The following is a 23,870-nucleotide window of genomic DNA, read 5'->3' as shown; positions in this document are numbered from 1 at the left end:
TGATGCTTTTGGCATGCAAGCGGCGCGATCGTGCTGCCAGTCCGCCAGCCCCGCCGATCATCGCGAACTACTATCGGTGCCTTCGGATCAGGGAGGGAGTTTCGGTGATTGGTCGCGAAGCGTTGCGCGGAATCGTTCTCGAAGAGGTGCTGGCGCGGTTGCTACAGGACAACGGCTACAAGCTCCTTGTGTCCGAGCAGCAGGATCCCGATGCGCTCAAGCAGGCCAAGCACGGATTGCTCGTGCGTGGGCGCGGCGGCGAGCATCAAGCCGACGTCATCGGCGAGTTCGACCTACCTGTACCGTTCTGCCTTCCACTGCGTCTGTTCGTCGAAGCCAAGTTCACCAAACAGAAGGTCGGAATAGCGGTGGTGCGCAACGCCCACGGCACCATCCACGACGTCAACGAGCAGTACTCGCCCTTCTCCTCGGGCGTGCATTCGGTGCCGATCCGGCGGTACCAGTACCGCTACACCTTGTTCTCGGCCAGCGGATTCGCTCCGGAGGCGCAGCGATATGCGCTGGCCCAACAGATCTCGCTCGTCGATCTGTCGGGTTCTGGCTTCGCTGATCTTCTTAAGCTAGTCAGCGATATCGCGGACGCGACACGTGATCTCGCGCTTACGCGCGAGATCACCCGCTTGCCAGTTGGGCAGGTGCGCGCAGCCCTCCGGCGCGCATTGGGCACATGGACCGGAGGATTCGACACACCCGCTGAGAGCGACGAGACAGACGCACAGGACGAGTGGAGCCCAGACATGGGTGTCTCGTCCTACATGACTGTGGGTCGTATGCCTGGGAAACGAAGTTCGCAGGTGCTGCCGCACGACCAGCTCATGACGATCGCGAGTGACCTGCACAGCAACCGGCTCGGTAACTTGATCGTCGGGTTTCCCTCCGCGCCCTTCATCCTGGTTTTGCGGATCGAGTCCAGGGCAGAATTCTGGACCTATCTCGACCGGCACCCTGGCTCAGAGATTACCGTGGACATCAAGTTCGCCCATCGTGGAAAACACGACGGCGACTGGGTCATCGTCCCCCGTGATGGGCCGCCGCAGTTCCGCCTCGTTTTCGCGCTGCCGGAACTGCTCGCTGACTGGCTGCTCAACAGCGACGGCCCCGCAGCACCGCGGGTGCGCGACATCAAGCGAGGCATGCTGTCCTCGATCGTCGTCTTCCAAGGCAACCGACTCCTGCGCCTGCTGTACCAGCCGCAGGACCGCCGGTGAGTCCGACATGTTGGCGGACAAGGCGCAGCTTTGGTGTGCATCCCGCAACGTGGCCAACCGGTTGTGTCACCCGTCTGGACGACGGCGACGAGGTTCTCTGGCGGCCAGCAGGCCGGACGGCCATATCTGAACGCACAATGGATGATGCTGTCAGGCAAGCACTCCCAGTTCGTGTACGCCGGAGACGAGGTCGGAGACCATGTCGAGGGTGCGTTGGCCGCGGTCTTTGTTGCTGGTGGGGTCGCCGATGATGGGTCGCCATTCGGGGAATTGGTCGCGGTCCCAGGCGAGGGTGAGTTCGCGGACGCGGTCGATGCGGATGGTGTAGGTGTCGTCGCCGGGTGCGGTGGCGCCGATGCGGTCGCCGAGGAACCAGTGTCCGGTTTCGCCGATGACGTAGGGTGCGCCGTCGCGGACGGTGATCTCGTGGGTGAACCAGGATCGGGTGTCGTGGAAGCCCTTGCGTAGGGCCATCATCGCGGCGATCGTGTAGGCGCGACCGGGTGAGTCGGCCATGTACTCGAAGAATCGGGACCAGCCTGAGTTATGTTCTCGTGCCGCGGATTTGACTGCGTGCCAGGCGAGCAGTGTTCCTTGGTAGAGGGGGCGGAGCATGGCGTCGGTGGCTCCACCGACGGGTGGGACGCCGATCATGGCGGCGACGAGGTCGCCGGCCATTTGGACTCCGGCGGAGATGGTTTCGTCGACAGTGTTTGGGTTGTGGGTGCCCCACCCCAACCGTGGGGTGGGGCACCCACAACCCCCGGCATCGAGGACCCTCCGGTCACGACCTGCACTGCGGTGGAAGCAGTCTCGGTGAATTTGGAGGTTTCGATGCCGGTGTCGGGGCCGTCGAAGTAGACCGCGAACGGTGTGGTGACGTGGGTGCGGCGCTGTCCGGGGATCAGGTAGTCGGCGGGGGTAACCGGGTCGGTGATGGGTTCTTCGATGCTGTCGATGAAGTCTTCGCTGAACCGGGCGACGGTGCGCGCGAGGCCGTCGAAGGGGTTGCCGCCGTTGCTGGTGTCGCTGCAGTAGCCGGAGGTGTTCACGATGTCGATGACGAGCACCCCGTGGCGCAGCTGTGGTGCGCCGGGCCAGGGTGGTGGGTCGCCTTCGAGCCAGCGGCGGCACCGTACCGAGAGTTCGGCGTCTTCGAGGATGTCGCGGGCCATGTCGTGCCAGTACTTGAACCGTGAATGCGGTGTCGCCCACAGTGTTCCGGCGGCGAGGTCTTCGGCGAAGCTGGTCGGGGCGACGACCACCGACCACTGCGACATGTCCAGCCCGACCGCCCCCAGCCAGGAGGCTGGATCTAGGGGATCGTCGGGTAGCTGCCACCCGTGTTGCTGCACCTGCTCACGCAAGACGTTGAGGAACAGTGGGAGTTTCAATGCCCAGCGTGCTGGACCGGGGACTGGTCCGAAGGATCTGGGGATCTGTACTGAGGCGTCGAAGAAGGGGTTTGCCCAGATCAGGTAGTGCTTGAGGTGCTGGAAGTCGTGGACGAAACGTAGTGTCAGGACTTGGGTGCCGTCGGCGCGTCGTTCGATGGAGTGGTCGTGCAGGCGTCCGGACCAGCGGGCACCGGTCTTGTCGCAGGTGATGTGGATGTTGCGGCCTTCACCGGCTTCGACGCGGGCGCGGGTGCGCCATACCCATTTCGCTAGGGGGTCATCGAGTGGGAGTTCGAGCAGCGCGGTGCCGGTGTCGTTGTCGATCCAGGTGAACTCGGCGCGGTACTCCGAGCACACGACCCCGGCCAGGCGCCAGTGTCCGTCCCACAGCCGCACTAATGGCTGGGATTGGCGTTCGAGGTCGTCGGCGTGTTCGGCGGCGAGGGTGGCCTCCCAGATGGCCTCGCACTGCTCGGCCAACGACAGGGAGTCGAGGTCGACGCTCACCGCAGCCCCCATGCCCGGCTCCACAACCGGGGCTGACGTAACTCCGCTCGCGCGCCACCGGTTGGGGCGTCGTCGATGCTGATCGGTAGCAACGTTGGTGGGGTGCGGGGCGGGATGCGGTGCATGAAGTGCAGCCCGCCGAGGCGGCCGACGAGGTTGGTGCCGTTGAGGTCTCGCACATACAGCCGCGCCGGATCCAAATCGATGCGGGCACCGCCCTCCCGATCGCCGAGCATCGGCAGCGTGATCATGCGGTTGGCATAAGGCCCGGCGGGTGCCCGCCGATACTTCTTGCCGCGCCAGGACACATCCGGTATCCGCCAGCGTCCGCGGGTGAGCACCCACTTCTGCGCCATCTCGAGATCGGTGGGGTTGGAGACCTCGATGAAGCCCTCACTCGCCCCTTCACCGGTTTCCCAGAAGGTGACCTTTGTGGGTTCTTCCCACATCGGTTGCGCGGCCGTGACGGCCATCGGGACAACGGATTTGCGTAGTAGGTGTGGGTCGCGTTCGGATTCGAATTCGATACTTTTGTCGAGGGCGAGCCACAGCCAGCGGGTGGAGCGGTCGGTGCTGATCTGTAGTTTGGTGAGTGTGGCGTCGGGGTCCCAGGCGTCGAGTTCGTAGTCCCAGGCGTTGCGCCACGCCGAGTCGCGTTGTTCCCATTCCTCGGGGTCGGTGCCGTGGATGTTGACCGCGAAGGTGATGTCGCGTTTGAGATAGCGTTTGCCTTGGTAGGTTGCACCGCGCTGGTAGACCGAGGATTTGTAGGTGGTGGTGACCGGGGCGTCGTTGATGCCCTTGGGGCTGGTGGCCAGGGTGATGACATCGCGGTCGGCATCAGGGCCGTTGATGATCCAGTGCGAGTCATCGACCCCTAAGACCTCGACAGTGACTGAATCCGGATGCACCACAACCGATGTCACCTCCTAGCGGTGTGCTGCAGCGCACGCAGGTCCGCGATCTGCAAGGCACGCCGGTAGCCTTCGTCCACGTCGCGGGTTTGGACGGTGATGTGGGTGGAGTTGTCGATGTTCGATACCGGTGCCGCGGCTGGGGTGAGGGTTGGCGCTGGTGGCGGCGCGACCTGGTTCATCAACGCCTGGTAGTCCGCGGCCCCGGCCGTGCGGGCGGCCTTGGTGGCCTCGAACACCTCGTAGGCGCGGCGGTAGTCATCCACAGCCCGGACCCGATCCGAATTCAGCAGGTTCGGAGCACCGATCACCGACAACGCATCATCGACCTGATTGTCGAGGAAACTCTTGCCCGCGCTGGTGAATGCATCGGTTGCTTTCTGCCCCAGCGATTCCCACGTGTCCAGGCCGAGTCCCTTGCGGGCGGGATCGGCCAAACCGGGCTGGGTTTGGCCGGGTACGGGTTGGGTGAGGGAGTCGATGAGTTCGCGGAACCAGCGCCATTCCTCGTTGGTGAGGACGGCTTCGGGCTTGCCCGAGGTGTTCCAGCCGAGAGTGTCGGGTTCCCATATGCCGCCGGTGTCGTAGCCGTGGCCGTGTCCCCACATTTGCGACAGGTCCATGCCGTAGCGGGACTTGTAGTAGCGCAGGGCGGCGACCATGTTCGAGAACGGGTCACGGCGATCATCAGGCAGCGTTGGGTCACGGTGTGCGGCAAAGGTTCCCGGAATGATCTGCAACAACCCGACACCCGCGGATTCACCGGTGCCGTTGATGTCAACGATCTGCTGGGCGATATCAGGGTCGCCACCGGATTCGGACTGGATCTGCGACAGCATGATGTCGACCTGTCCAGGGTCGAAGCCCTCCCGCTTCAACGCATCGATCGCCATCGCCCGCCACCGCTGCACACCCTCACCCGGCGGAACTGCGGCGCTACGCGAACCGGTTCCGGAGGACACACTCGCGGTCCGACCTGCGATCACCTGCGTGGCGGAGTCGGTGACCTGCTGCAGGACCGCGCGGGGTAGTTGCCCGATCCCGCCTCCGAGGTCGGGGATCGAGTCGGCGAGGGTTTGGACGGGAGTGAGGAACAGCTCCGCGATCTTGCCCCGCAGCCCCGCAGTGACCGAGGACAGGCGGTCACCGATCCAATCGGTGACCGACCCGAACACCCCGCCGCCGTCGCGGAAGCGGGGTAGCCGCCCGGCGCGTGCGGCGTGGCGCAGCCGCAGCATCGCGCTGTGACCGCCGACAGCGTCGACTTCGTCTGCGGTCCAGACATGTTCGTCGCGCGACAGCAACGCAGGCACCGAATCAGAAATCCGTGATCCCGGCCCAGTGACCCTGCCCTCCGTGGCGGGTCCGCCCGTGGCGCGTTTGGCGACTTCGACCAGTGGCACGTCCGCAGCCCACTCCGGCAGCAGCGGGATAGCGGTGCGGATGGCGTTCCAGGCGCCTTTGAATCCGCCGTTGACGATATTGGAGATGACCCAGTTGATCGGCGTGGCCATCTTCTCGCGCAGCCCGTCCCAGGCCTCGCCGATCCCGGAGACGATGCCCGCCACCCGAGTACGCAGCCCATCGAGGGAGTCACCGAAGCCGGTCAGGTTCAGCGAAGCACCTGAGAGCGAACCTGGCAGGTGGTCATCGAGCGATTCGCGGATGCGCTCGAACGCCTCTGGCACCTGTCCGAGCTTTTCGATGAGCGTGAATAGAGCGCCCTGGAAGATATTGATACCGGAGATATCTCGGATCAGATCCAAGAACTCGTAAAGCTTTTCGGCGGCGCGTCCGATCCAGACGGCGAGGCTGGCGAGGTTGGTGACGGTGGTGCGGACGTCTTCCCAAAAGTCCTTCATCGCCTGGCGGCCCTCGGGTGAGTTCAACCAGGCAGAGAATCGGTCGAGGTTGCGCACCAGGGAATCGATCATCGACTCCCCCGACGGCTCGGCGGTCGTGATGAGCCCGGCGAGGGCTTTGCCGATCGATTTCGCCAGCTCCCAGATCCGGCCCAGCGCATCGAGGGAGTCCTTGAGGAAGTCCCTGAATTTCTGCTGCCCATCGGTGCTTTCGGCCCAGGCCCGGAAGCTGGCCATCGACTCGGCGAAACTCGTGCTCGCGTCGGGCAGGAATTCCGAGCCGACTCCAGCTAGGGACAGCAGGCCCTGCACCAGGTCGTTGACGCCGTCGATCAGCGGGCCGATCGCGGCTTGGGCATTGACGAAGATCTTCTCGAGCTTGTCCCCCGTCGCCGGGGTCGACAGGTCATCCAGGACACGACGCAGGCCAGTGTTGATCGCGCCCGCGATCCCGGCCAGACCGTCGCGGACGCGGTCGAGTTGGGCATCGGCGAGGTGGATGACCGCGTCTCCAAGGCCGTCGAATAGCGGCTGCTGCACCGCCATCCGGAACCCGGTCCAGGCAGTGCCGAGTCCGCGGATCTTGGTGACGAAATCCTGGGCAGCCGGGGACAGTTTCGCCATCGCCCGCTCGAATACCTCTGCAGCAGACGACATTTGCGAGGTAGCGTCGGCAACCGCCGTTTGGGCGTCGGCGAGCTGGGTTTCGGCGTTGGTGAGATTTTCTCGGCCGGCCACGACTTCGTCGCTGCCCTCGATCCCTTTGGCCTGGGCGTCGGCGAGTTGTTCGTCGATGTCCGCGCGCCGCGCCCGTGTTTCGAGGAGGGTTTGTTCGGCGTCGGCGATGCGCTGGTTGGCGCGCACATACTCGAGCGGGTCGGTTGATTGCAGCTGCGCGAGATCGCGGCGGGCCTCGGCGATCGAGAGCAGGGCGTCGCCTTCGTTGAGGGCTGCGCCGCGCGCTTGCAGTTCCAAGTCCCGCAACCGTTTCGACGCCTCGGCGTAGGCGGTGTTGAGCGCCTTACGAGCGGTCTCGACTGCTTTAGTGGCCTGCTGCTCACTGCGCTGGGCAGCGGCGATCGCCTTCGTGCGGGTTTCGGCGTCTTGGCCCGCGGTCTCCGACATCTGCTTGGCGGCAGCGAAAGCATCCTTCACCCCGGTCACGCCGACAGCGATCGTCGCGATCCCCGCTGCCGCGGCCGCCGCAGCGGCGGGTAGCAACCCGAGGGTGCCCGCGGCTTGCGCGGCGACCGCGACCAACGGAAACAGCGACCCGAGAACCAGCCCGGCTACCGCCACCTTCAACGCACCCGCCGCCGCTGATGCGAGGGTCATCGCTGAGCCGAGCCGTCCCATCGACATCCCGGCCGGTCCTGTAGCGCCGCGCAGTTGCGCGAGTAGTTGCAGCAATAGCAGCAGCTGGGATTGGTCGATCTCGATGCGGATGCGGATGACCCGGTTGCGGAACGGCGCCAACGCGGTATTCAATCGGGCGGCGAACCCGGTCAGATCCGGTTCTACCTGCACCTTCACCGTCAGGTTGCGCATCCGTGACAGCCGGGTCCGCAGCTCGGTGGTGAATCCGCTCAGATCCGGGATGACCTGCACCCCGAAGGTGGCGCGGATGCGTTGCAGTTGGGTGCGCAGGCTGGTGAGGAAGTCCCGCGCCAGCTCCGGGACGACGCTCAGGCGGGCTGAGCCTGCGGAATAGGACTGCGCCACCAGCTCACCGCCCCTCCTACACCTGAACTCCCAACCGGGTAAGGACATCGAGGACCTGGTCCCGGTCGGCACGCGCACGAGCCTGCGCCTCGGCGGTCATCGGGCGCGGCTCCGGCGGTAACGGAGCGGCCGGGGTGTCGGCGAACACCGAGGCGACGACGCGGATGAGTTCCTTGGTGATATCGATATGCCGCAACGCCAACAGTGAGGGCAGGTCGTAATGCAGGGGCGACAGTGGTTGCGGCTCAGCCTCTTCAGCGGGCTCCTGCCGGGCGCGGAGTTCCCCGAGGTCGGGGTCCATCAGTAGGGCGGCTTGGTAGTGCGACCACATCGGTAGCCGCCGCAGCAGCCGGATCAGCTGTGACCATGGCCGCGTGCCTCGGAAGTAATCGAGCAGATCCCAGCCACGCTCGAATAGGTCGGCCTCGATCTCCTCACCACGCTCCTCGATGAGGCACACGAGGCCAATCAGCCCCCCGGCAGCTCACCCGCCTGTTGCGGGTCGGGCAGCGAATTGAAGTGGGTGTTGATGGCATCGAACAACGGCCACAGCACCTCGGCGGGTTCGTCTTTCACCACCGCCCACACCGCCTCGAAACCGTCCCCGCATAACGCCTCGAACAGCTCCCGGATCCGCCCGGTGGGCATGTCCTGCCCGTCCAGTAGTGCCGCCAGGGTCAGTACCTGCCACACGGTGTCGGGTTCGTGGATGGGTGTGGCGGGGGTGGTGCCGTCGAACATGTAGGGGTGTTTGCGTTTCCGCTGCCGTGTTGCTCTGGCTTCGTCGCGCATCTGCAACCAGGTCGACTTCCCTGGCGTGCTGGTGTCGGGGTTCTTGCGGCGCGGTTTGCGTCGCCTCGCCGAGTTCGCCATTTATGCCACCTTCTGTGGTGTGCCCGCGGTCCCACTGGTGCTGGCGGGCGGCGGAGTCGGGGGTGGGGTGGCGATGGTGAAGCCCATCGGGATGACCAAGTCACCGACGCCAGGGCCGCACAGGACATTGCGCATCGAATAGCCGAGCTTGTCATCAACGGTGGCCTTGACCGTGATCGGCCACGACGCGACCTGTTCGGCGTTCCACTGCTGCTGACCGACCTCGGTCACCGAGGCGCGCGGCATCACCCGCAACACCCACTTCTCCCGCGCACCGACACCATCGACGAACAAGAAGATCACCCGATAGTGGATGGTGTCCGGGGAGACCGGCTCGTTCCACGACAACTCCTTGGTCACCGCATCAGCCTTCACATCAGCCAGACTGCGACCCGAAACCAGCTCCAGCACAGCACGTTTGAACTCCTGGGCGGTGAACCCGACACTCATGTCGCGTTTGACGATGTCCGAACGCGTCGGCTCGAGCCAGCCCCAGCTCTCGGTCTCCGACAGCTGCTGCTCGGGCTTGAACTGCGGGCCACCGGATTTGTCGATCAACCCCAGCGACGAATACCCCTCCAGCGACTGGAACTTCGCCGACGCCCCCGCGGTGAACGCGATCGGCACCTCGACGGTCATCGGCGCGACAAGCACCGCCCCCTTGAGCGGTTTGAACAGCAGATCCTTGTTCGCGTTGACGATCTGCTCGAAGGTGGCTACGGACATCAGGAATCCCTCACTCCCGCGAACGCGCCGCTGCCTCCCACCTCAGCGGGTGGGAGGCAGCGGCGGCGATGGTCAGGCCGCTTCGGCCGGATCGGTGCCTGGGGCGGGGGCGGGCTCCTCCGAACCCGGCGCGGGAGTGGGCTGTTCGGTGCCCGGCTCCTGCGGGTTCTGTGGCTGTTCACCACCGGGTGCCGGGGTGTCGGCGACCACGTCGTCGAGGGCCTGCACGCGTTGCTTGAGGGCGGTGAAGTCCAGCTGCTCACCGCCACCAGCGGCGACCAGGTCTTCCAGGCGGCTGATCTCGGTGACGATCTCGCCGCGCGCCTTGTCCAGCTGGGCGGCCAGGGCGTCGATCGTGTCCTGCTGTGCCATAACGGTTCTCCTTATTTCTTCGAGGTGATCACCCTGGTTGGTGATCGTGATGTGCCATATCGACATGGCGGTCCCTCCTTTGCCGGTAGGGAGTACTGGGTGAGCAACCGGCTGGATCTCGTTGTGTCCGAGCTGATTCCAGAGTTCGGTCTCACCGGGTGCGGTGTGGCTGCGCGACTTCGTCGCCTAGCAGGTGGGCATTTGAGGTGCATCGATGACTGATCGGGAGCCGAGCCAAGTCGACGTCGCTGGGGGCTTTCCGGCGGGACAACCGGTCGAGTTGCGTCACCTTCTCGTGGCCACGCGATGTCGCATACGTCAATCCCGGCGCGAATATGGTGGTGCGGGCGCTACTGCTTGCGTTCGTCGACTACGAGGTGTCGAAACTTCCTGAGCGACAGCCAGATCCGGACTCGGAGACCGCGCAAAAGCCGTCGCAGATCATCGCCTGCTACGAGCTGTTGGACAAGACGCAGCGAGCACCAAGCGGCGACGGGCCGCCCACCGTTTGGTTCTGGCGTAAACAAGCGATTGACTCGGTCGCCGCAGGCCGTGGCGTTGGAGTCTCGGGATACTTTTGCTTCATCATCGAGCGTGGCATGATCGCACAGCACGCAGACCGGAGGGGGCGCGGTGCGACCAGGTGATCGGCGGGACGGTGTTGCCGCGGTGGCCCATGCGACTGGGTTGGCAGTCGATGCAGCCCTGGTGCTGCAAGCATTAACCCATCGTTCCTTCGCGTACGAGCACGCCGGACAGGTTCACAGTGAGCGTCTGGAGTTCCTCGGCAGTGCCATGGTGTCACTGGGAGTCTCCGATGTGCTGTATGACAGAAACAGTCATCTCCACGAGGGCCAGCTGGAGAAGCTGCGTACGGCGGTGGTCAACATGCATTCGGTCGCTGATGTCGCGCGCCGTTGCGTACCCGGCGGCTTGGGGCAATACATACGGCTAGGTCGTGGTGAAGCCGCTACCGGCGGGCGAGACAAGGACAGCATCCTCGCCGGTGCGTTGAAGGCGATCGTCGGTGCCGTCTATCTGCAGCACGGCATCGATACCTCATCACGGTTGGTCTCAGCATGGTTCGAGCAGGCGATAGCAGCGGCGACACAGGACCCCGGCGGTGGTCCGGACTGGAAGACGAACCTGCAGGAGCTGACGGCAAGCCGGCAACTGGGCATGCCGGAGTACACGGTGCGGGATCGAGGGCCGCAGCATGAGCGGCGGTTTACCGCCACGGTCTTGGTGGGCGGCGCAGTCGTAGGTGTAGGCGAGGGCGGTAGCAAGAAGCAGGCTCAGCAGTATGCCGCGCAACAGGCTTGTACCACGCTGGGCGCCGCGAATCTGGGCTAGCCGAACCGACGCCAGAATGCGATAATCGGCGTTGTCCTCGCCATCTGTCTCTTCTCTGTGGGGGTGGCCGCTACAACGGCCACTGTTGTAGAGCTCCGCGCAGCTGGCGTTGTTTCTTCGCATGCCAGGAGAACAACGCTGATGTCTGCGCCAATGGCCCTGTTGTCGATCACCTCGGTAGCCTTTGCCGTCTCGGTTGTCCTACGCGCGTCGACCGATGCCTTCGCGGTCCTTCTCGCGACGGTCGTCGCCTTGTTCACGCGTGAACTTCGCGCCCGCCGAGCGATAACCGTATTGCGGCTGCTGCTCAACGCTCGCGCGACCCGGCGATCACGCATCCACCGTGCGCTGAGCACGGCTGAAGGTCCTTCGACGCCGCCGCGACCATGATTAGGTCAGGGATGCCGAATCCCGCAGACGGCGGTCACAAACCGCTACTGCGTTGATAACGATGTATGCGCCAGAACACTTCATCGGTCTGGCTACAACGACCGAAGTGACAACTGGTAGACGGCTGTTTGTTTGCGGTCGCTGGGATCGGGCATGGAAGTGTCCTGGCCACCGGTGATCTCACGAGCGGTGTCGATCAGAACACCATCGACGAGGGTGCATCCGGATTCGGTGATGCGTTGGCGACAGGCTTCTTTCATGTGTTCGGCCTGTTCGTCGGTGCTGGCGTAGTTATCGACGCGCACGATAGGTCGGTCGGTGACGCCGTCTTCGGCTCCACCGATGCGGCGAACGAGGTTGTAGGGCAATGGTTGTCCTTGCCGCTTCGTCTTGACAGTCGGCGCGATCGGTGTCAGCAGGGTGATGAGCACTTCGTGCACGTTCGGGTAGGTAGGCATCACAGGCCCTCGATCAGGTGCAGCAAGTCGGCCATGATGTGTTCGGCGGTGTTGTGTCGGGTGCCTTCTTCGCGGTAGCGGGCGTAATGGCTGTAGGCAAAGACGACACCGAATTGGTGGCCTTCACCTGGGTCGACATAGCCGGTGACGGAGGTGGCGTTGTGTCCGGTGCGCCGGTGGGATCGGGTGCGCCAGTAGTCCGCGCCGACCTCGACGATTTGTTGCAGAATCTCGCGGGTGTCCTCGCCGACGTCGATGGCGAGGTCGAGGGTGTTGCCGGTGGGGTCGTAGTCCACGAAGCCTCCTGCGGTGGTTCAGAATCCGCAGGTGATGCGGAAGCATCTCCCCTGCGTCCAGCCGGTCTTGGGGTTGCGTGGAGTTAGGACCGCGCCGACGATCCGGAACGGCTCTCGATAGACCTTCACGCGGTCGATGGCGAGTACATCGGAACCGAGCGTGGCGGTCGACCGCTACGCTCACCCAGCCACATAATCGGCTCGTTGCCTGTGGCGGTCAGCTTGCCCGGGTGCGGCATTCACTACCCCATGAGCGTTATCGCCCTGCGGGTCCCGGCGCTGGATGGTTCCGTGTCGGAGATCGGTGCGGGCGTGGCGGAGTCGGGGCTCTCAGCTGCGCCGGAAACTCATTGATAGGCAATGCATCGCATACGGCGGCCTTCACGGCGTTCGTTACGCCGGTGGTCCGCAGACGACCTGACGCCGCAGGCCCGTAGGGAGCACGGAGGCCGTAGCTGGCATGGAGGTCTATTGGGCAGTGGTGGATGTCTGAGGACTGCTCGGCTGATCGGCCTTCGACGGCTCATGCGGAATGTGCAGAAGCAGCCCGATGGCCAATCCCACACTCACTAGAAACATGAACACCGCCATGAATATCTGCCGCGTGTGAAACTTCGCCGGATAGAAGCTGCCTTCAACTGACAACCAGCGAGTAATGGAGGTGTACAGCGCGGCGCCGGTCAAGAACACCGCAAGAAAACTCAACGCAGCTACAACACTGAACCGTACAGCATAGCTGTCTGTCGGCACGCCGATAAACGTCGCAAGGCTCAAACCATCCGCAGTTGTACCCAAGCCTGTAAGAAATATCTCAATGGGTCTTTTCGATTTTTCCGAAGATGCGCTATCCATCAGACACCCGGCGCCTTACGTCATCATACTGCGGAAACGCATTAAGCCTGAGTCTCGTCGATTGCCTACGGAGAAGGCTCCATTGTTCCCGCTCGGAGATCTCAATATAGACCTCGCCGATGAGGGAGGCGAGCTCAGCCGAGAGCTGCAAGGTGTAGTCATGCGCCATTCGTCGACGCTGCCTTTGCAAAGCGCGCACCAGGACGAACAGGACGATACTCGATATGAAAATTGGAATCCCGGCCAGATTGAGCGAGGAAAGCGATCTAATAGCAAACAACGAGGCTGCTAGCGAAAGGCCGACGGCAACGATTAACGATACGATCGTGAATGTTCGATTCTCCTCGTGGCGGTGGCGCTCATCCGCTTCGCCAAGCAGCCGCTCGGCCGCCTGTAAGGCGTTCTCCATATCATGGCCGTCCGCGAGTTGCCAGTCGCGCAGGCGACGCACTTCCTGAAGGTCTAGACCGTCATCTTCTGGTATATAGGGTCTAGGCATGGCACAATTCTCCGAGGTTGTCGACTAGTATTTTGAGAGACATATCCCGCTGGTTGGCATTGAGCAGACTCGGTGAAGTAATTGTTCCGAATGATGAACCGAACTTATATTCCTCCGTTTCGGCAGCGACCGGAAGAACGTAGTATTTTAATAGATCTCGCCCGACGTAGTTCAATAGTTGTTGAGCGTGTTGATCGAAGTCACTTCCGCGTCCCGGCAAATAATAGTTCGCTACCGAGCTTCTGTCCGACCAATACAGGTCGGCCTTGTTTACCAAGACCAGAAGCCACTTCGGACAGAGATATTTGTTGCCATCGGTCAAGGAGAACTTCGCACGAATATCCTTGCATATCTCTTCGAAGCCAGCCGCTTCCGTCTTCTTGTTGCGGGCGATGAGTCCGTTTATGTCGAATGCCCCTCGCCGCATCAGCATGTCCGCAACCACATCTGAGAAGGCTGGCCAAATATGGTCGAAACCCGCACTTGCGAGGTAGACAACGCCATCGACTCGTGCGGAGTCCCCGAACAGGAACCGCGTTGCGGCGTAGCGCGGACGACCCGGTTGGCCAGGGATGGTCGTCAGCGCCGTCGAGACCTTCGCATGGTTGACCATGGACAACATGTACCCATTGTCGCGCGCAACACTCATCACCGCGGGAGTGTTGCTATGTAGTGTCAACTTCGACCAAAGTTGGCTCTTGCCAGCGCCAGCGTTTCCTGCAATGACTACCGGGACACGATCCAAAGGTGCGAAGCGACTAGCCCTTAGCCCAAGATCGGGCGCAGTGGCACTGGTCCGGATTTGGTGCATGGCCTGCGACCACATGATCACAAATGAAAGCTACAGGAAGCAAACGGATTTCGCTCTGGGATCTGAAATTCACGCTCACTTCCCACAAACCAGACGGCATCGACCATCGGGTATTGCCGGATGCGGACGCTGGGATCGACAGCGTCGCTCAGCCGCTCTTGCTATCACACGCAGTAGTAGTGACGATACGCGGCGACAGGCCGCGAGGAGGAGAAACCGGACGCCATCAGAGTCAGCGAATCGGCATGTCCGCGTTCAGAATCCTCGTGCGATGCGGAATCGTCTGCCTGGTGACCATCCGGTGAGTGGGTTGCGTGGAGTGAGGATGCTGCCGACGATGCGGAAAGGCTGGCCATCGACCTTGGCTCGATCGGCGGGTAAGACGTCGGAATCGAGTGGGGCGGTGATTTGTGCTGCGACGGTGATGGTTTCGCCGTCGATGTATTCCTCGCTGGTCGTCCAGGAGATCGCACACGGGCCGATGGTGTGGCTGGGGTGGGCGTAGCGGTCGAGGAGTTGGCCGTGTTCGTCGCGCAGGTCGCCGTAGGCGTCGGGTTCGCCTTCGCGATATATCTCGAGCATCACCCCGTGCGGGTAGTCCGGTGTGGTCATCAGCAGATGAGTGGTCGCCCGCTGGCCAATCCTGCGTTGCGGAGCATGAGAACTGCTTCGTGGCAGAGGCGTTCGGCTGCCCGCCGGATGGTGTCGGGGTCTGGGCGGCTGTAGGTGACCGATCCGCCGTCGGCGCTCTGGCTGGCGATCACTGGCTGTAGCCCGGCGGCCGAGGGATCGATTCCGGCGTTTACCCATGCGATGACCTGCAGGCAGGTTGCTTCGCGCAGCGCTTCGCGCAGGTCGTCATCGGCAGGTAAGCCCGCGGGGGTGATGTCGTAGAGGTCGTTGCTGGTGATGTCGCGGATTCGGGTGGAGGCCGCCGTGATCAGCGCGACGGCATGGCTGGGGATAGGGTCGAGACGGCCGGTGAGGTCAGCGGGGGTGGCGTAGACGAGCATCACGCCGCCGCCGAGGTCTTGGCGGCATCTTTACCGGTTGGTGTATTCCGTTTCCCGGTCCCGGGATTCGAGTCTGCACCACTGTTGGCCGTCTGTGTCCCGGGTGCCGGTGCTGGAGTCGGGCCGGGTGCCGGAGCGGGGTTCGGTGCGGGTGCGGTGGTGGCGTTGGGGCCCTTGAGCAGCACGGCGCGGGCAGGGTCGAGGCATGTGACGCCGTAGAGGGTGTCGACGGAGATCACGGTGGTCTTGTGCCGGATGTCGTAATCCATCGCCACACGCATGGACAGGCCCTTGTATTCGACGGTGTACACGTCGGCGCCGGGCGGCAGTTCCATCGGCGCGGACGCGAAAGCGAAAGCGGTGGAATGGAAGGCGACACCGACCTCGGTGCTCGGTTCACCTGGTGCCGGGTTGGGTGCGGGCTGGCCGACGTTCTGGGTCCAGAAGGCGTCGAACCCGACGATCTGTTGCCCGATGGATCCTTGCCGCAGCGCCGCGGTGGAATTGGATTTGTCCGCGTGCAGCAGCAGCGGTTTGCCGAGCCAGCGGGCCTTGGTGGTCGGACCCACCACAGCGCGCCGTCCGGGTGCGGGGACGCTGTTGATGTCGAGCAGGCGTCCGGCTTCGATCAGGTTCTCGGGGTTCTCCCATTCGCGGCCGGTGCCAGCTTCCATGGGTTCGGCGCCGCAGTGCTGGGTGACCTGGCTGCGCAGCGAGAGGATGTCGCGGTCGACTTTCTGGGAGATCGCTTCCATGGCGGGGCGCAGAATCTGTTCGTCGAAGCTTTCGATATCGAGGGTCAGTTCCTCGCTGGTGACTTCGACCGAGACATCGGCGATGGTGTCCAGGACGACGGGGATCTTGGATTCGGCGGTGTCCTGGATGACGATGCCGCGGGCACGGTCGAAGGTGGTGGCTTCGAAGCGTGGGGGTCGTTTGACGTTGACAGTGTTGCCGACCTTTTGTGGCCCGAAGTCGCTGGAGACGTCGCGGTAGACCAGCGGCAGCATGACAGTGAGCTCATAGAGGTTGGCCAGGCCGCGACGCGCCAGGATGTCGGGGGTGAGGAAGATGTTGGGCACAGCGGGTCTCCTACTCAGGTGCGGGAGTCGGCGATCGAGTCACGGACCTTGCGGCGGATGGCCTCGATGTCGTCGTCCACCGCTGGGGCGGGTGGGGTGGCGTTGGCCGCGTTGAATTCCCCGCCCGAGCGTGGAATCGGTGGGGTGTTGGCGAGTTTCGGGTTGGTGGTGATGGCGTCGGCGACCAGCGCGTCGATTCGGGTGGTGAAATCTGTTGCATCTGTGTCGAGTTCGTCGAGGGAGCCGGTGCCGCGCAGGTATGGGATCAGTAGTTTGTGGTCGCCGTGGTGGGTGTCGGCGGCCGAGGCGATGGCGTCTTTGATGCGGTAGTCGCGCAGTTTGCGGTCCGAGGCGCTGGCGCGGTCGGTGAGTTCGGCGATGACCTGCTCGGGATCGGTGTTCTCATCGGCGACCAGGCCGAGCGCGCGGCCGATCTCCTGCACCATGGCGTCGCGGGCTTGCTGGGCCGCTTGATCGAGCGCGGCCGACGCACCGCTGCGAGCGTCCTCGAGGTCGCGGCGCAACTCGGCGATCACCGCTGACAGCGCAACAGGATCCAGATCCTCGGTCGGCTCCGGTGCAGGCTGCGCCGGGGTTGGTTCGGTCGGCGGCGATGGTTCCATGAGCGGAGGCGGGTCGGTCGGCTCAACTGGTGGGGTGGGTTCGTCGGACATACGTTGTTCCTCACAGAGGTTGTGCGTGTTTCGATTGCGGAAACCGGAGCGCAATGACCTCCGGCTTCCCTTCGGCGTGATTTATCGCGCGAAACGACCTGTGGCCGTTTGTGATCCGGTGAGATCCCGTTGTGCTGGCTGGCTGCGGAGGTGTTGTTCGACTTCGGTGCGGATGCGGTCGACTTCGTCGTTGACGTCGTCGCCGGACCAGTTCGGGTTGCGTTCGCGCACAGCCTGTTCGGTGGAGATCAGATCCGTGGTTTTGAGGGCAGCGAGCCGTTGTGCTGTCTCGAGCGGCGGCGCTTGCGCGCGGACGGGCCAGCGCACTTCGGGATTGGTTTTGAGTTCGATGCGGCTGCCGAAGTGGACGCGGTCGAGTTCGGTGATAGTGCGTGCGAGTGGGGCCAGTTCGGCTTTCCAGTAGTTGATTTTCTGGTCACGGGTGGCTTCGGAGAGTTTGTCGCGCGAGTTGACCTCGGTGGCGGTGATCAATCCGGCGGCGCGGGCGTCACCAAAGGTGGAGACGGATAGACCCGCGCCGCGCAGGATGAGTTCGGTGATCTCGGTGGCGGTTTCGCGGTGTTCTTGCCAGCGGATGGTGAACTGCTGCGGGATGATCGGCGGGCTACCGTCCTTCAGACTGCCCAGTGTCGTACCTGGTAGTGGGGTGAAGATCGCCTGCTCGGAGTCGAACACCGCGCCCGAGCCCGGTCCGCGGGATTGGGTGAGCGATTTGTCGACGAACAATCGGCTGCGGCCGAGGTCGATATCGCGCATCCACGCCGACCATGTTTCATCGAGCGCATCCAGAAGCGGTTCTTGCCCTTCGAGGTCGGAGCGGCCCAGCGACGCCAAACCTGGGGTGTGGCGCCAGATCCGGTTGAACCGCACGTTCGGTATGTAGCAGGCGGTGAGGGTATTAACCCCAGTGGCGATGGCGGAGTCCGCATCGACAAGTGGTGCAGCCCATGCGGTGTCGGGGTGCTCGATCAGCGGGCGGCGCTGACCGAGTCGGTCACGGCCGCCGAGGTAGAGGCCGTGATAGATGCGGCCGGGTGCGTGATGTTCCAGATGCCGCCACACCACACCATTGGAGCTGTCTTCGGCGACGACCTGCCAGAACGTCACACCGACCAACCGGTCGTAGCGCCAGCGCGGCACAGCGCAGTCAGCGGCCATCTTGCCGAGGTTGACGTGGTCGCTGACGGCTCGGTCCCACCATGCCCGCAGATACACCCCACCCAACACCGAGGCGAGCTCGCCGGCCTCCAGCAAGGTCGCGGCCGTATCGGCTCCCCCGAGCAGCAACTCCAGGCGGGATTGGGCAGTTTTGCGGTCCCCGCGAGCGTCGTCCTCGCCGATGACGAAGCGCGGTGGTTGGGAGAACAGCAGGCTCGATGAACCCCGCGCGAGGTCGGCGGCCAGTGGGACGTGCAGGCGTTTGGTGGCTTGGGGGTTGGGGCGGCCCCAGAAGAAGCGGGCGATGCGTCCGACGAGACCGCCGGAGAACTGCGCGGGCCGATACGCCGGGTAGCGGCGATAGATGTCGGTGAGCCGGTTGGTGTCGCCGGTGTACCAGGCATCCCACACCGCCATCGCTTTGTGTGCTTGGTCGAATGGTGGTGGCGGCCAGGCGATATTCGCGTCAGGCAGCATCGGGGACCTCGTCGAATCCGATCAACGGACGCCACAAGCGTTCAGTAGTGATCACCGCATAGCGCAGGGCATCAATGCCGTGATCGTTGACTTTGATCGGAGCGTCCTGGCCTTCTTCGGTCGCGGTGGTCGACCAGGAGTAGCCGGGGATCTCCAACAACAGGGCTGGGCAGCGGGTGGAGATCCGAAGCAGGTTGCGGGCGAACAGCATCGCCAACACGCGTAGCCCGTAGAGGACGTCGTTGTCTGCGGCCGCGGTCTCGATGCCATCGGCGTCGAGTTGCACCCGCAGTGACGCGGCCGATGGGTCGGCGATGACGTGCTCGGCGCGCATGCGAGACTGGCGCGGATCCGGTAGGTGAGCTTCTGTCAGCCAGGCGCGTAGGTCGGCTGATAGTTCGGAGTCGGTTTTGCGTCGGCTCATTGTCGATGGCTCGTAGCGGTATTCGTCGACCGCGTAGAGGACACCGTCGACACCGAGGCCCACCAGTACGGCGTGGGTGGGGTTGGTGGTGCCGTAGTCGATGCCGATCGCGATCAGCTGCCGCATCAACGGCAGTGCCGCCCAGTCGATGACGTGCTGGTCGGTCCAGGAGTCGAACACCGACCCGTCGGCGGCAACCCAATGCCCCAGAATGAAGCGGCGATACCACAACCCGCTGTATTCGCGTTTGTACTGAAGCTTGCGCTTGTCCGACAGGGCGGGGTTGTCATCGAGCTCGAAATGCCATGTCCGCCAATCCGGCAACAACGGTTCGCCGTCGGCGTCGAGTCTGCCGATGCGATCGAGGAACTCCCGTTTGAGCCAGTGCACCGGGTTGTCGGGGTTCGTACTGCCGAACAGGCGGGCGTCATCGAGACTCATGCGCCCAAGTAGCTGGCGGAAGAAGTCCGGGCGGATGACGGTGATCTCATCGACGTAGGCCCCGGCCACGGTCAGACCACGTAACGACATTTCAGCTTTGGCGTCGCTGGCTCCGAGCATGTAGACGCGGCGCCCGAGGATGGTCGCCGTCGGTGCGCCCAGGGTGTAGGACACCCGCCCGGCGAGGTGCCCGAACAGGGCGGGGTCGCGCATAGGTTCGATGACATTGCGAGCCAGGCTCTCTCGGGTGCGCCCGACCATGACGAACTGCCCGCCTGCGGGCGGGTTCGACAGAAAGATCAGCCAGCACAGAATCGAAGCGATCGTCTTGCCGCTGCGGATCGCGCCCTCCCAGATATTGCAGCGGGCGCTGGCCGCCACGATCGACACTGCTTGTTTGCGGGAGATCGGCAGTTCATCGAGCACACTCACTGCGGCGACCTCAGCTCGTCCTCGCCGCCCAACCCGTCGACCAGGTCCTCATCGGCAGGTTTGTCCCCAGGCGAACCGGTGACTTGATCCTGCTCGACAGCCGCCTTGAGCTTGCCGAACAGGTCCGAAAGCATCGAACGGTCGGCTGCGACGGTGTCGTTGCTGTGGCTGGTCAGCAGCTCGGTCAGGCTGCGCAGAGCCAGCGACAGCGCGGTGTAGCCGTCGCGGACATCACGCAACGGTGGCAGCGGCAGCGTCACCGGGATCAGGGAGTCCACGCCGCGCTCGTAGGTGGTGACCGGACTCCACAACCGTTCATGCAAAGCGGGGATCTGTTGCTCGATCATCTCCGCCAGATCCAGGCGGCGGCGCTTGAGCTGCTCGAGACGCGCGGCACTCGCCTCGGCGGTCTGGGATTCATCGAAGCGCAACTCGAGCTTGCGAGCCCAGTAGGTGATAGCGCTGCGAGTGACCCCAAGGATATCGGCGATCTCGTTGCGGCCCTTGCCTTGTGCATGCAACTCGACAATGCGTTGCTGGTCGGCGTCGGTGATCTTGCCCGGCCGCGATCCTCCGCCCCGGGCGGCGGCACGCGGGCGGGGTGCGTCGGAGTTTTTCGGTCGGGCCATCAGGAACGAAACCGGGCCGCCCACGCAGCGATCTTGCGGTCGGCGCGATCGCGTACCGCGCTGATCGGATTCGGCACCGGAGCACCAGAGGCGGCATCGATCACCAGCAACCCGGTTTCACCGAGGATGACCGTCGCTTCCTGGAACTCCGCCAATGCTTCGCAGTAGCAGGCGAACTCGACCACGTTGGCCGGATTCAGCTCCGTGTGTGGCGCGAGCTGCTCCCACAGGCTGCGGGCCTGCTCGGTCAGCCACGGTGGCGGGTCGGTCTTCCACGCCGACACCGACAGCGGTTGCGTCGGGCGACGCAACGCGATCACCGGGAACTCCGATGCGGACATAACGGAGTCACCTCCTCGATGGAGTTGTGGCGCCGGTGGCCCCGCGCTGGCGGGGCCACCGGTCACGGGTGTTACGAGCCCGACGTGGAAGCCCCGGCGCGCGATCCGGCGATCCGGCTGCGGGCACGCTGTCCGGCTGCACGTATGACCGTGCCGAGACGACGGCCTGCGGCTGCGAAGCGATTCATTTCCTACCTCCTTCCCAACGGGCGCTGACGGCACAAGAAAACCCCGACAGAAGTTATGCCGGGGCTCCCGAGCGCTCCAGTAGTAGTTACTGGCCGTTGAGTTCGATACCGAGAATGCGGGCGACCTTCTCTCCGTCTAGGTATTTATCGCCCAGTTCGACCAGTTCAGCCTTCCGGAGAAACTCGTCCTTCTGCTCGCGCGAGCGGAAGCAGATCGCGACCCAGAATTCGGAGTCGTTCATCGCAGCGAATTTCTCGGCCCACTGCTTACTCGCACCGGACAAGCCCTTACCGAGAGCGTCGAGTTCGGCCTTCACATCGGCCTCGAGGTTGCCGGTTGAGGAATCTCGGACCTCGGCCAGTGGATCAGGGTGAGGTTGGCGGCGCAGTGCGTCGGCGATATCTTCGCGGGACGCCTTGACTTTCGATTTTCCGGCTTTCAGAATGGCGAGGACTTCATCAGGGAGCGGCATTCATGACCTCCGCGCGGAAGATTTCGAGATCGGCGAGGGGAAACCATTTCAGGATCGTCTGGTAATCGTCGGGATAGTAGGTGCGGATCGGGCCCAGATAGTCATAGCGGATACCGTCAAGGGACCGTTTGAACATCCGGTAATCCGGGCCGAGCTCAAGCCCCGCTTGTTTGATCCGCGCCCACACTTCCTTGGTTTCCCAGTCCCAGATCGGGGACTGGCGGCGGGTGCGATGCTTGACCGCTCCCCACCGCTTGATCGCCAACATCCGGGTCGCGGAGTCAGCGGCGCGGACCCCGTCGAGGATCCAGGTGTCCGGCGCGGCGAACGCCTCACGCATCAACTCATCCCATTCCTCGCGCGTGGGTACCCACAGGTCGGCGGCCTCGATGATCGCGCACCGCTGCGGTGGTTGAAACACCAAGTTGGACAACATCCTCCAGAACGCGTCCGCGGGCAGGTCGATGATCCTGGTCCCGAAATACTGCTCGTAACGGTCGAGGTCGTCACGGATGAAACCCAGGCCCGGGACGATGGACTTGTGGATCGGGATCACCTGGATGTCGCGATCTGCCAGCTCAAGCCATACCGCGACGGAGTCCTTGCCGCGGCTGAAGTTGAGGATCACCGGCTTACCGGCTACGGCAAGCCCATCCAGGAGCTGAGTGGAGGTGGGATATCCGGGAAGGCTGATCACCGGTGTTCCCCTCTCCTGAAGAGATCAGGCGGGCGGCCGGCACTGTGCCAGGGTGAACCTGATGTCATATGAAATCCTCACTCTGCATGATTTCCCTTGCAGCCCCAGAGTTAGGGCTCAGTGGGCAGGCTAGAAACCACCCACTACAGACACAGCACACACCCATAGCCAGCCCTCTGGGCCATTCTGAAGCCCCCAGATTGCCCTGGGATACATTCACCTACCCTGATCAATTCCAGGCCACACAGATCATATTCAGCCTTTTTCAGCTGGTTTTAATTCACCTCTTGCATATCAGGAGTGAGTGTGATTTCTTGGTGGTGGAAGTGCTTTATCAGACTTCATTCACCACTGGGTACCTGCCTTCGACTTACGGCAGGGTTGCCCCAACAATCAGCCTATTGGTACGGCTTATCCATATCGTCTTCTGGGTGAATTCGGCATTCCGGTGACAGCGGAGCCATGCCAAATTACGGGGGAAGTCGCACGCAGTTTTACCCGCTCGCGTGGCCTCCGCATGCCGTTTTGATAATTCCACAGTGTGAACTCAAGCAGAGGCAGGATATTTCTGTCTTTTTCGTTTCTGCGGTCATTGATGTGGCCGCAGTAGTTCAACTGGGAGAATTCATGTCCACTCGCAAGAGCACCCGCACGCGCAGCACCGGACCGGCCAAGGCCGCGCCGAGCAAAGCTCAGCCCAGTCAGGGCAAGCCGAGCAAGGCCGACCCGACGCCGGAACCGGTGCAGGGCAAGCAGAATCCGTTCTGCGGCACGTGCGGTTCCCGGATCGCGCCGGAGGAGAACGACCCGTTCCTGGGATCGGCTCTGCTCTATGACGATTCGGGTTACGCGAATCTGATGGGCGCGCTGTTCCTGTGTGGCTGGCAGTCGCAGACCTTGCAGAAGGTCGCCGACGGTCGGCCGACGGTCACCGTCGTCGGTACCCCCGTCGACGCTGACGGGCAGGCGCTGCGCAACCGCAAGATCGTCACCGCGACATGGCATCACCGCACCGACATCGGATGGGTGCAGGTGGCTGAGCTGTGCGGCTATAGCCGCCCGGACGGCACCGGATTCCAGAACCGCACCGCTGAGCAGCTGACCGAGTATGTCGGTCGCAACCTCGCCGAATGGGTGCTCGCACCCATCGACGAAGAAGCCGAAGCTGCGCCCAAGCATGCTAGCAAGGGCAAGCGGAGCACCGGCAAGACCAGCGCGAAAGCGCAGGACAAGCCGACACCGAAGGAGGGCACCGAGAACAAGCCGGAAACGGCTGCCCCGGAACCCACCATCGACCCGGAATCCAAAGGGCTGCCTGCCGGTTCGACACCGGCACCACCGCAAGACCCTGCCCCGGCCCCCGACCAGGAGCCCGACGACGAGCAGGAATCGGTGGAACCCGATCCCGGCGACAGTGGCCTCGATTCCGAGGACGCCGCCGCAGGGGTGGAGGAAGAAGTGATCGACGAAGGCATGGCCGCCTAACTACCGGCCCTGCCGGTCGAAGTCCGGTTGAGGCGTTGCCTACACGCCTCAACCGGACTCACCTATACAACCAT

The 23,870-nt window shown here is 63.6% G+C and carries 27 protein-coding genes; 4 read left to right on the top strand and 23 right to left on the bottom strand.

Annotated elements, in window-relative coordinates:
- The first annotated feature begins 104 nt into the window (after nt 1–104).
- A complete protein-coding gene (locus tag NP3_RS34915; RefSeq protein WP_063046001.1) occupies nt 105–1,229 on the top strand; it encodes a PDDEXK family nuclease in 1,125 nt (374 codons plus the stop codon).
- A 150-nt stretch (nt 1,230–1,379) separates the two neighbouring features.
- On the opposite strand, the gene NP3_RS47235 is transcribed toward NP3_RS34915, so the two are convergent.
- The 8 genes from NP3_RS47235 to NP3_RS34875 form a co-directional block, all read right to left on the bottom strand.
- A complete protein-coding gene (locus tag NP3_RS47235; protein ID WP_063046000.1) occupies nt 1,380–1,907 on the bottom strand; it encodes a Gp37-like protein in 528 nt (175 codons plus the stop codon).
- On the bottom strand, nt 1,880–3,145 hold the full coding sequence (locus NP3_RS34905) for a Gp37-like protein (RefSeq protein WP_157124757.1): 1,266 nt from the start codon (nt 3,143–3,145) through the stop codon (nt 1,880–1,882). Before NP3_RS34905 ends, NP3_RS47235 begins: the two co-directional genes overlap by 28 nt.
- Entirely contained in the window at nt 3,130–4,059 is a 930-nt protein-coding gene (locus NP3_RS34900) for a hypothetical protein (RefSeq protein WP_063045998.1), read from the bottom strand. Before NP3_RS34900 ends, NP3_RS34905 begins: the two co-directional genes overlap by 16 nt.
- Nucleotides 4,056–7,631: a transglycosylase SLT domain-containing protein gene (locus NP3_RS34895; RefSeq protein WP_063045997.1), complete on the bottom strand. Its 3,576-nt coding sequence runs from the start codon at nt 7,629–7,631 to the stop codon at nt 4,056–4,058. The genes NP3_RS34900 and NP3_RS34895 overlap by 4 nt, the downstream gene beginning before the upstream one ends.
- Before the next feature lie 16 nt (nt 7,632–7,647).
- Entirely contained in the window at nt 7,648–8,091 is a 444-nt protein-coding gene (locus NP3_RS34890; RefSeq protein WP_063045996.1) for a hypothetical protein, read from the bottom strand.
- An 8-nt stretch (nt 8,092–8,099) separates the two neighbouring features.
- Nucleotides 8,100–8,504: a hypothetical protein gene (locus NP3_RS34885; protein WP_063045995.1), complete on the bottom strand. Its 405-nt coding sequence runs from the start codon at nt 8,502–8,504 to the stop codon at nt 8,100–8,102.
- Entirely contained in the window at nt 8,505–9,230 is a 726-nt protein-coding gene (locus NP3_RS34880; protein WP_063045994.1) for a phage tail tube protein, read from the bottom strand.
- A gap of 72 nt (nt 9,231–9,302) precedes the next feature.
- Nucleotides 9,303–9,602, bottom strand: coding sequence for a hypothetical protein (locus NP3_RS34875; RefSeq protein WP_063045993.1), 300 nt, complete (start codon nt 9,600–9,602; stop codon nt 9,303–9,305).
- Between the two features lie 669 nt (nt 9,603–10,271).
- On the opposite strand from NP3_RS34875, the gene rnc reads away from it, so the two are divergent.
- Together rnc and NP3_RS34860 are read left to right on the top strand one after the other, a co-directional pair.
- Nucleotides 10,272–10,955 (top strand): ribonuclease III, encoded by a 684-nt coding sequence (gene rnc / locus NP3_RS34865; protein ID WP_157124756.1) that lies wholly within the window; start codon nt 10,272–10,274, stop codon nt 10,953–10,955.
- A 141-nt stretch (nt 10,956–11,096) separates the two neighbouring features.
- Nucleotides 11,097–11,345, top strand: coding sequence for a hypothetical protein (locus NP3_RS34860; RefSeq protein WP_157124755.1), 249 nt, complete (start codon nt 11,097–11,099; stop codon nt 11,343–11,345).
- A 92-nt stretch (nt 11,346–11,437) separates the two neighbouring features.
- Here the strand turns inward: NP3_RS34860 and NP3_RS34855 are convergent, their stop codons facing one another.
- From NP3_RS34855 to NP3_RS34785, 15 genes are all read right to left on the bottom strand, one after another.
- Entirely contained in the window at nt 11,438–11,803 is a 366-nt protein-coding gene (locus NP3_RS34855) for a phage tail termination protein (protein ID WP_063045989.1), read from the bottom strand.
- Nucleotides 11,803–12,099, bottom strand: a complete 297-nt coding sequence (locus NP3_RS34850) for a hypothetical protein (RefSeq protein WP_063045988.1) — start codon at nt 12,097–12,099, stop codon at nt 11,803–11,805. The genes NP3_RS34855 and NP3_RS34850 overlap by 1 nt, the downstream gene beginning before the upstream one ends.
- Nucleotides 12,100–12,567: 468 nt before the next feature.
- Entirely contained in the window at nt 12,568–12,951 is a 384-nt protein-coding gene (locus NP3_RS34845; RefSeq protein ID WP_157124754.1) for a hypothetical protein, read from the bottom strand.
- Entirely contained in the window at nt 12,944–13,450 is a 507-nt protein-coding gene (locus NP3_RS34840) for a hypothetical protein (protein ID WP_063045986.1), read from the bottom strand. The genes NP3_RS34845 and NP3_RS34840 overlap by 8 nt, the downstream gene beginning before the upstream one ends.
- Nucleotides 13,443–14,102, bottom strand: a complete 660-nt coding sequence (locus NP3_RS34835; protein ID WP_157124753.1) for a hypothetical protein — start codon at nt 14,100–14,102, stop codon at nt 13,443–13,445. The genes NP3_RS34840 and NP3_RS34835 overlap by 8 nt, the downstream gene beginning before the upstream one ends.
- A gap of 414 nt (nt 14,103–14,516) precedes the next feature.
- Nucleotides 14,517–14,873, bottom strand: coding sequence for a hypothetical protein (locus NP3_RS34830; protein ID WP_063045984.1), 357 nt, complete (start codon nt 14,871–14,873; stop codon nt 14,517–14,519).
- Nucleotides 14,873–15,277: a hypothetical protein gene (locus NP3_RS34825; RefSeq protein WP_157124752.1), complete on the bottom strand. Its 405-nt coding sequence runs from the start codon at nt 15,275–15,277 to the stop codon at nt 14,873–14,875. Before NP3_RS34825 ends, NP3_RS34830 begins: the two co-directional genes overlap by 1 nt.
- The gene (locus NP3_RS34820; protein ID WP_063824991.1) at nt 15,274–16,356 is read right to left on the bottom strand and encodes a major capsid protein; all 1,083 of its coding nucleotides are present in this window, start codon (nt 16,354–16,356) and stop codon (nt 15,274–15,276) included. Before NP3_RS34820 ends, NP3_RS34825 begins: the two co-directional genes overlap by 4 nt.
- Nucleotides 16,357–16,370: 14 nt before the next feature.
- On the bottom strand, nt 16,371–17,030 hold the full coding sequence (locus NP3_RS34815; protein WP_063045982.1) for a hypothetical protein: 660 nt from the start codon (nt 17,028–17,030) through the stop codon (nt 16,371–16,373).
- An 81-nt stretch (nt 17,031–17,111) separates the two neighbouring features.
- A complete protein-coding gene (locus tag NP3_RS34810; protein WP_063045981.1) occupies nt 17,112–18,686 on the bottom strand; it encodes a phage portal protein in 1,575 nt (524 codons plus the stop codon).
- Entirely contained in the window at nt 18,676–19,983 is a 1,308-nt protein-coding gene (locus NP3_RS34805) for a PBSX family phage terminase large subunit (RefSeq protein WP_063045980.1), read from the bottom strand. The genes NP3_RS34810 and NP3_RS34805 overlap by 11 nt, the downstream gene beginning before the upstream one ends.
- On the bottom strand, nt 19,980–20,636 hold the full coding sequence (locus NP3_RS34800) for a helix-turn-helix domain-containing protein (RefSeq protein ID WP_063045979.1): 657 nt from the start codon (nt 20,634–20,636) through the stop codon (nt 19,980–19,982). The genes NP3_RS34805 and NP3_RS34800 overlap by 4 nt, the downstream gene beginning before the upstream one ends.
- Nucleotides 20,612–20,953, bottom strand: coding sequence for a P27 family phage terminase small subunit (locus NP3_RS34795; protein ID WP_063045978.1), 342 nt, complete (start codon nt 20,951–20,953; stop codon nt 20,612–20,614). The genes NP3_RS34800 and NP3_RS34795 overlap by 25 nt, the downstream gene beginning before the upstream one ends.
- A 274-nt stretch (nt 20,954–21,227) precedes the next feature.
- Complete coding sequence (locus NP3_RS34790) at nt 21,228–21,614, bottom strand: hypothetical protein (RefSeq protein ID WP_063045977.1); 387 nt, start codon at nt 21,612–21,614, stop codon at nt 21,228–21,230.
- Nucleotides 21,601–22,242, bottom strand: coding sequence for an adenine nucleotide alpha hydrolase family protein (locus NP3_RS34785; protein WP_063045976.1), 642 nt, complete (start codon nt 22,240–22,242; stop codon nt 21,601–21,603). Before NP3_RS34785 ends, NP3_RS34790 begins: the two co-directional genes overlap by 14 nt.
- A 696-nt stretch (nt 22,243–22,938) precedes the next feature.
- Between NP3_RS34785 and NP3_RS34780 the strand changes: the two genes are divergently transcribed.
- Nucleotides 22,939–23,796 carry a hypothetical protein gene (locus tag NP3_RS34780; RefSeq protein WP_063045975.1) on the top strand — a complete coding sequence of 286 codons (858 nt, stop codon included), beginning with the start codon at nt 22,939–22,941 and terminating at the stop codon, nt 23,794–23,796.
- The last annotated feature ends 74 nt before the right edge of the window (nt 23,797–23,870 follow it).

Source organism: Nocardia pseudovaccinii NBRC 100343 (assembly GCF_001613225.1).
Taxonomy (GTDB): Bacteria; Actinomycetota; Actinomycetes; order Mycobacteriales; family Mycobacteriaceae; genus Nocardia; species Nocardia pseudovaccinii.
The sequence above is the reverse complement of the archived record's forward strand: the minus strand, read 5'-3'. Positions and strand labels throughout refer to the sequence as shown.

Excerpts from the sequence above, each read along its gene's own strand:
- NP3_RS47235 (WP_063046000.1), bottom strand. The coding sequence starts at position 1,907 with ATGGCCGGCGACCTCGTCGCCGCCATGATCGGCGTCCCACCCGTCGGT.
- NP3_RS34880 (WP_063045994.1), bottom strand. The coding sequence starts at position 9,230 with ATGTCCGTAGCCACCTTCGAGCAGATCGTCAACGCGAACAAGGATCTG.
- NP3_RS34905 (WP_157124757.1), bottom strand. The coding sequence starts at position 3,145 with ATGGGGGCTGCGGTGAGCGTCGACCTCGACTCCCTGTCGTTGGCCGAG.
- NP3_RS34875 (WP_063045993.1), bottom strand. The coding sequence starts at position 9,602 with ATGGCACAGCAGGACACGATCGACGCCCTGGCCGCCCAGCTGGACAAG.
- NP3_RS34810 (WP_063045981.1), bottom strand. The coding sequence starts at position 18,686 with ATGCTGCCTGACGCGAATATCGCCTGGCCGCCACCACCATTCGACCAA.
- NP3_RS34855 (WP_063045989.1), bottom strand. The coding sequence starts at position 11,803 with ATGCCTACCTACCCGAACGTGCACGAAGTGCTCATCACCCTGCTGACA.
- NP3_RS34780 (WP_063045975.1), top strand. The coding sequence starts at position 22,939 with ATGTCCACTCGCAAGAGCACCCGCACGCGCAGCACCGGACCGGCCAAG.
- NP3_RS34840 (WP_063045986.1), bottom strand. The coding sequence starts at position 13,450 with ATGCCTAGACCCTATATACCAGAAGATGACGGTCTAGACCTTCAGGAA.
- NP3_RS34860 (WP_157124755.1), top strand. The coding sequence starts at position 11,097 with ATGTCTGCGCCAATGGCCCTGTTGTCGATCACCTCGGTAGCCTTTGCC.
- NP3_RS34795 (WP_063045978.1), bottom strand. The coding sequence starts at position 20,953 with ATGTCCGCATCGGAGTTCCCGGTGATCGCGTTGCGTCGCCCGACGCAA.
- NP3_RS34815 (WP_063045982.1), bottom strand. The coding sequence starts at position 17,030 with ATGTCCGACGAACCCACCCCACCAGTTGAGCCGACCGACCCGCCTCCG.
- NP3_RS34790 (WP_063045977.1), bottom strand. The coding sequence starts at position 21,614 with ATGCCGCTCCCTGATGAAGTCCTCGCCATTCTGAAAGCCGGAAAATCG.
- NP3_RS34830 (WP_063045984.1), bottom strand. The coding sequence starts at position 14,873 with ATGACCACACCGGACTACCCGCACGGGGTGATGCTCGAGATATATCGC.
- NP3_RS34885 (WP_063045995.1), bottom strand. The coding sequence starts at position 8,504 with ATGGCGAACTCGGCGAGGCGACGCAAACCGCGCCGCAAGAACCCCGAC.
- NP3_RS34845 (WP_157124754.1), bottom strand. The coding sequence starts at position 12,951 with ATGGATAGCGCATCTTCGGAAAAATCGAAAAGACCCATTGAGATATTT.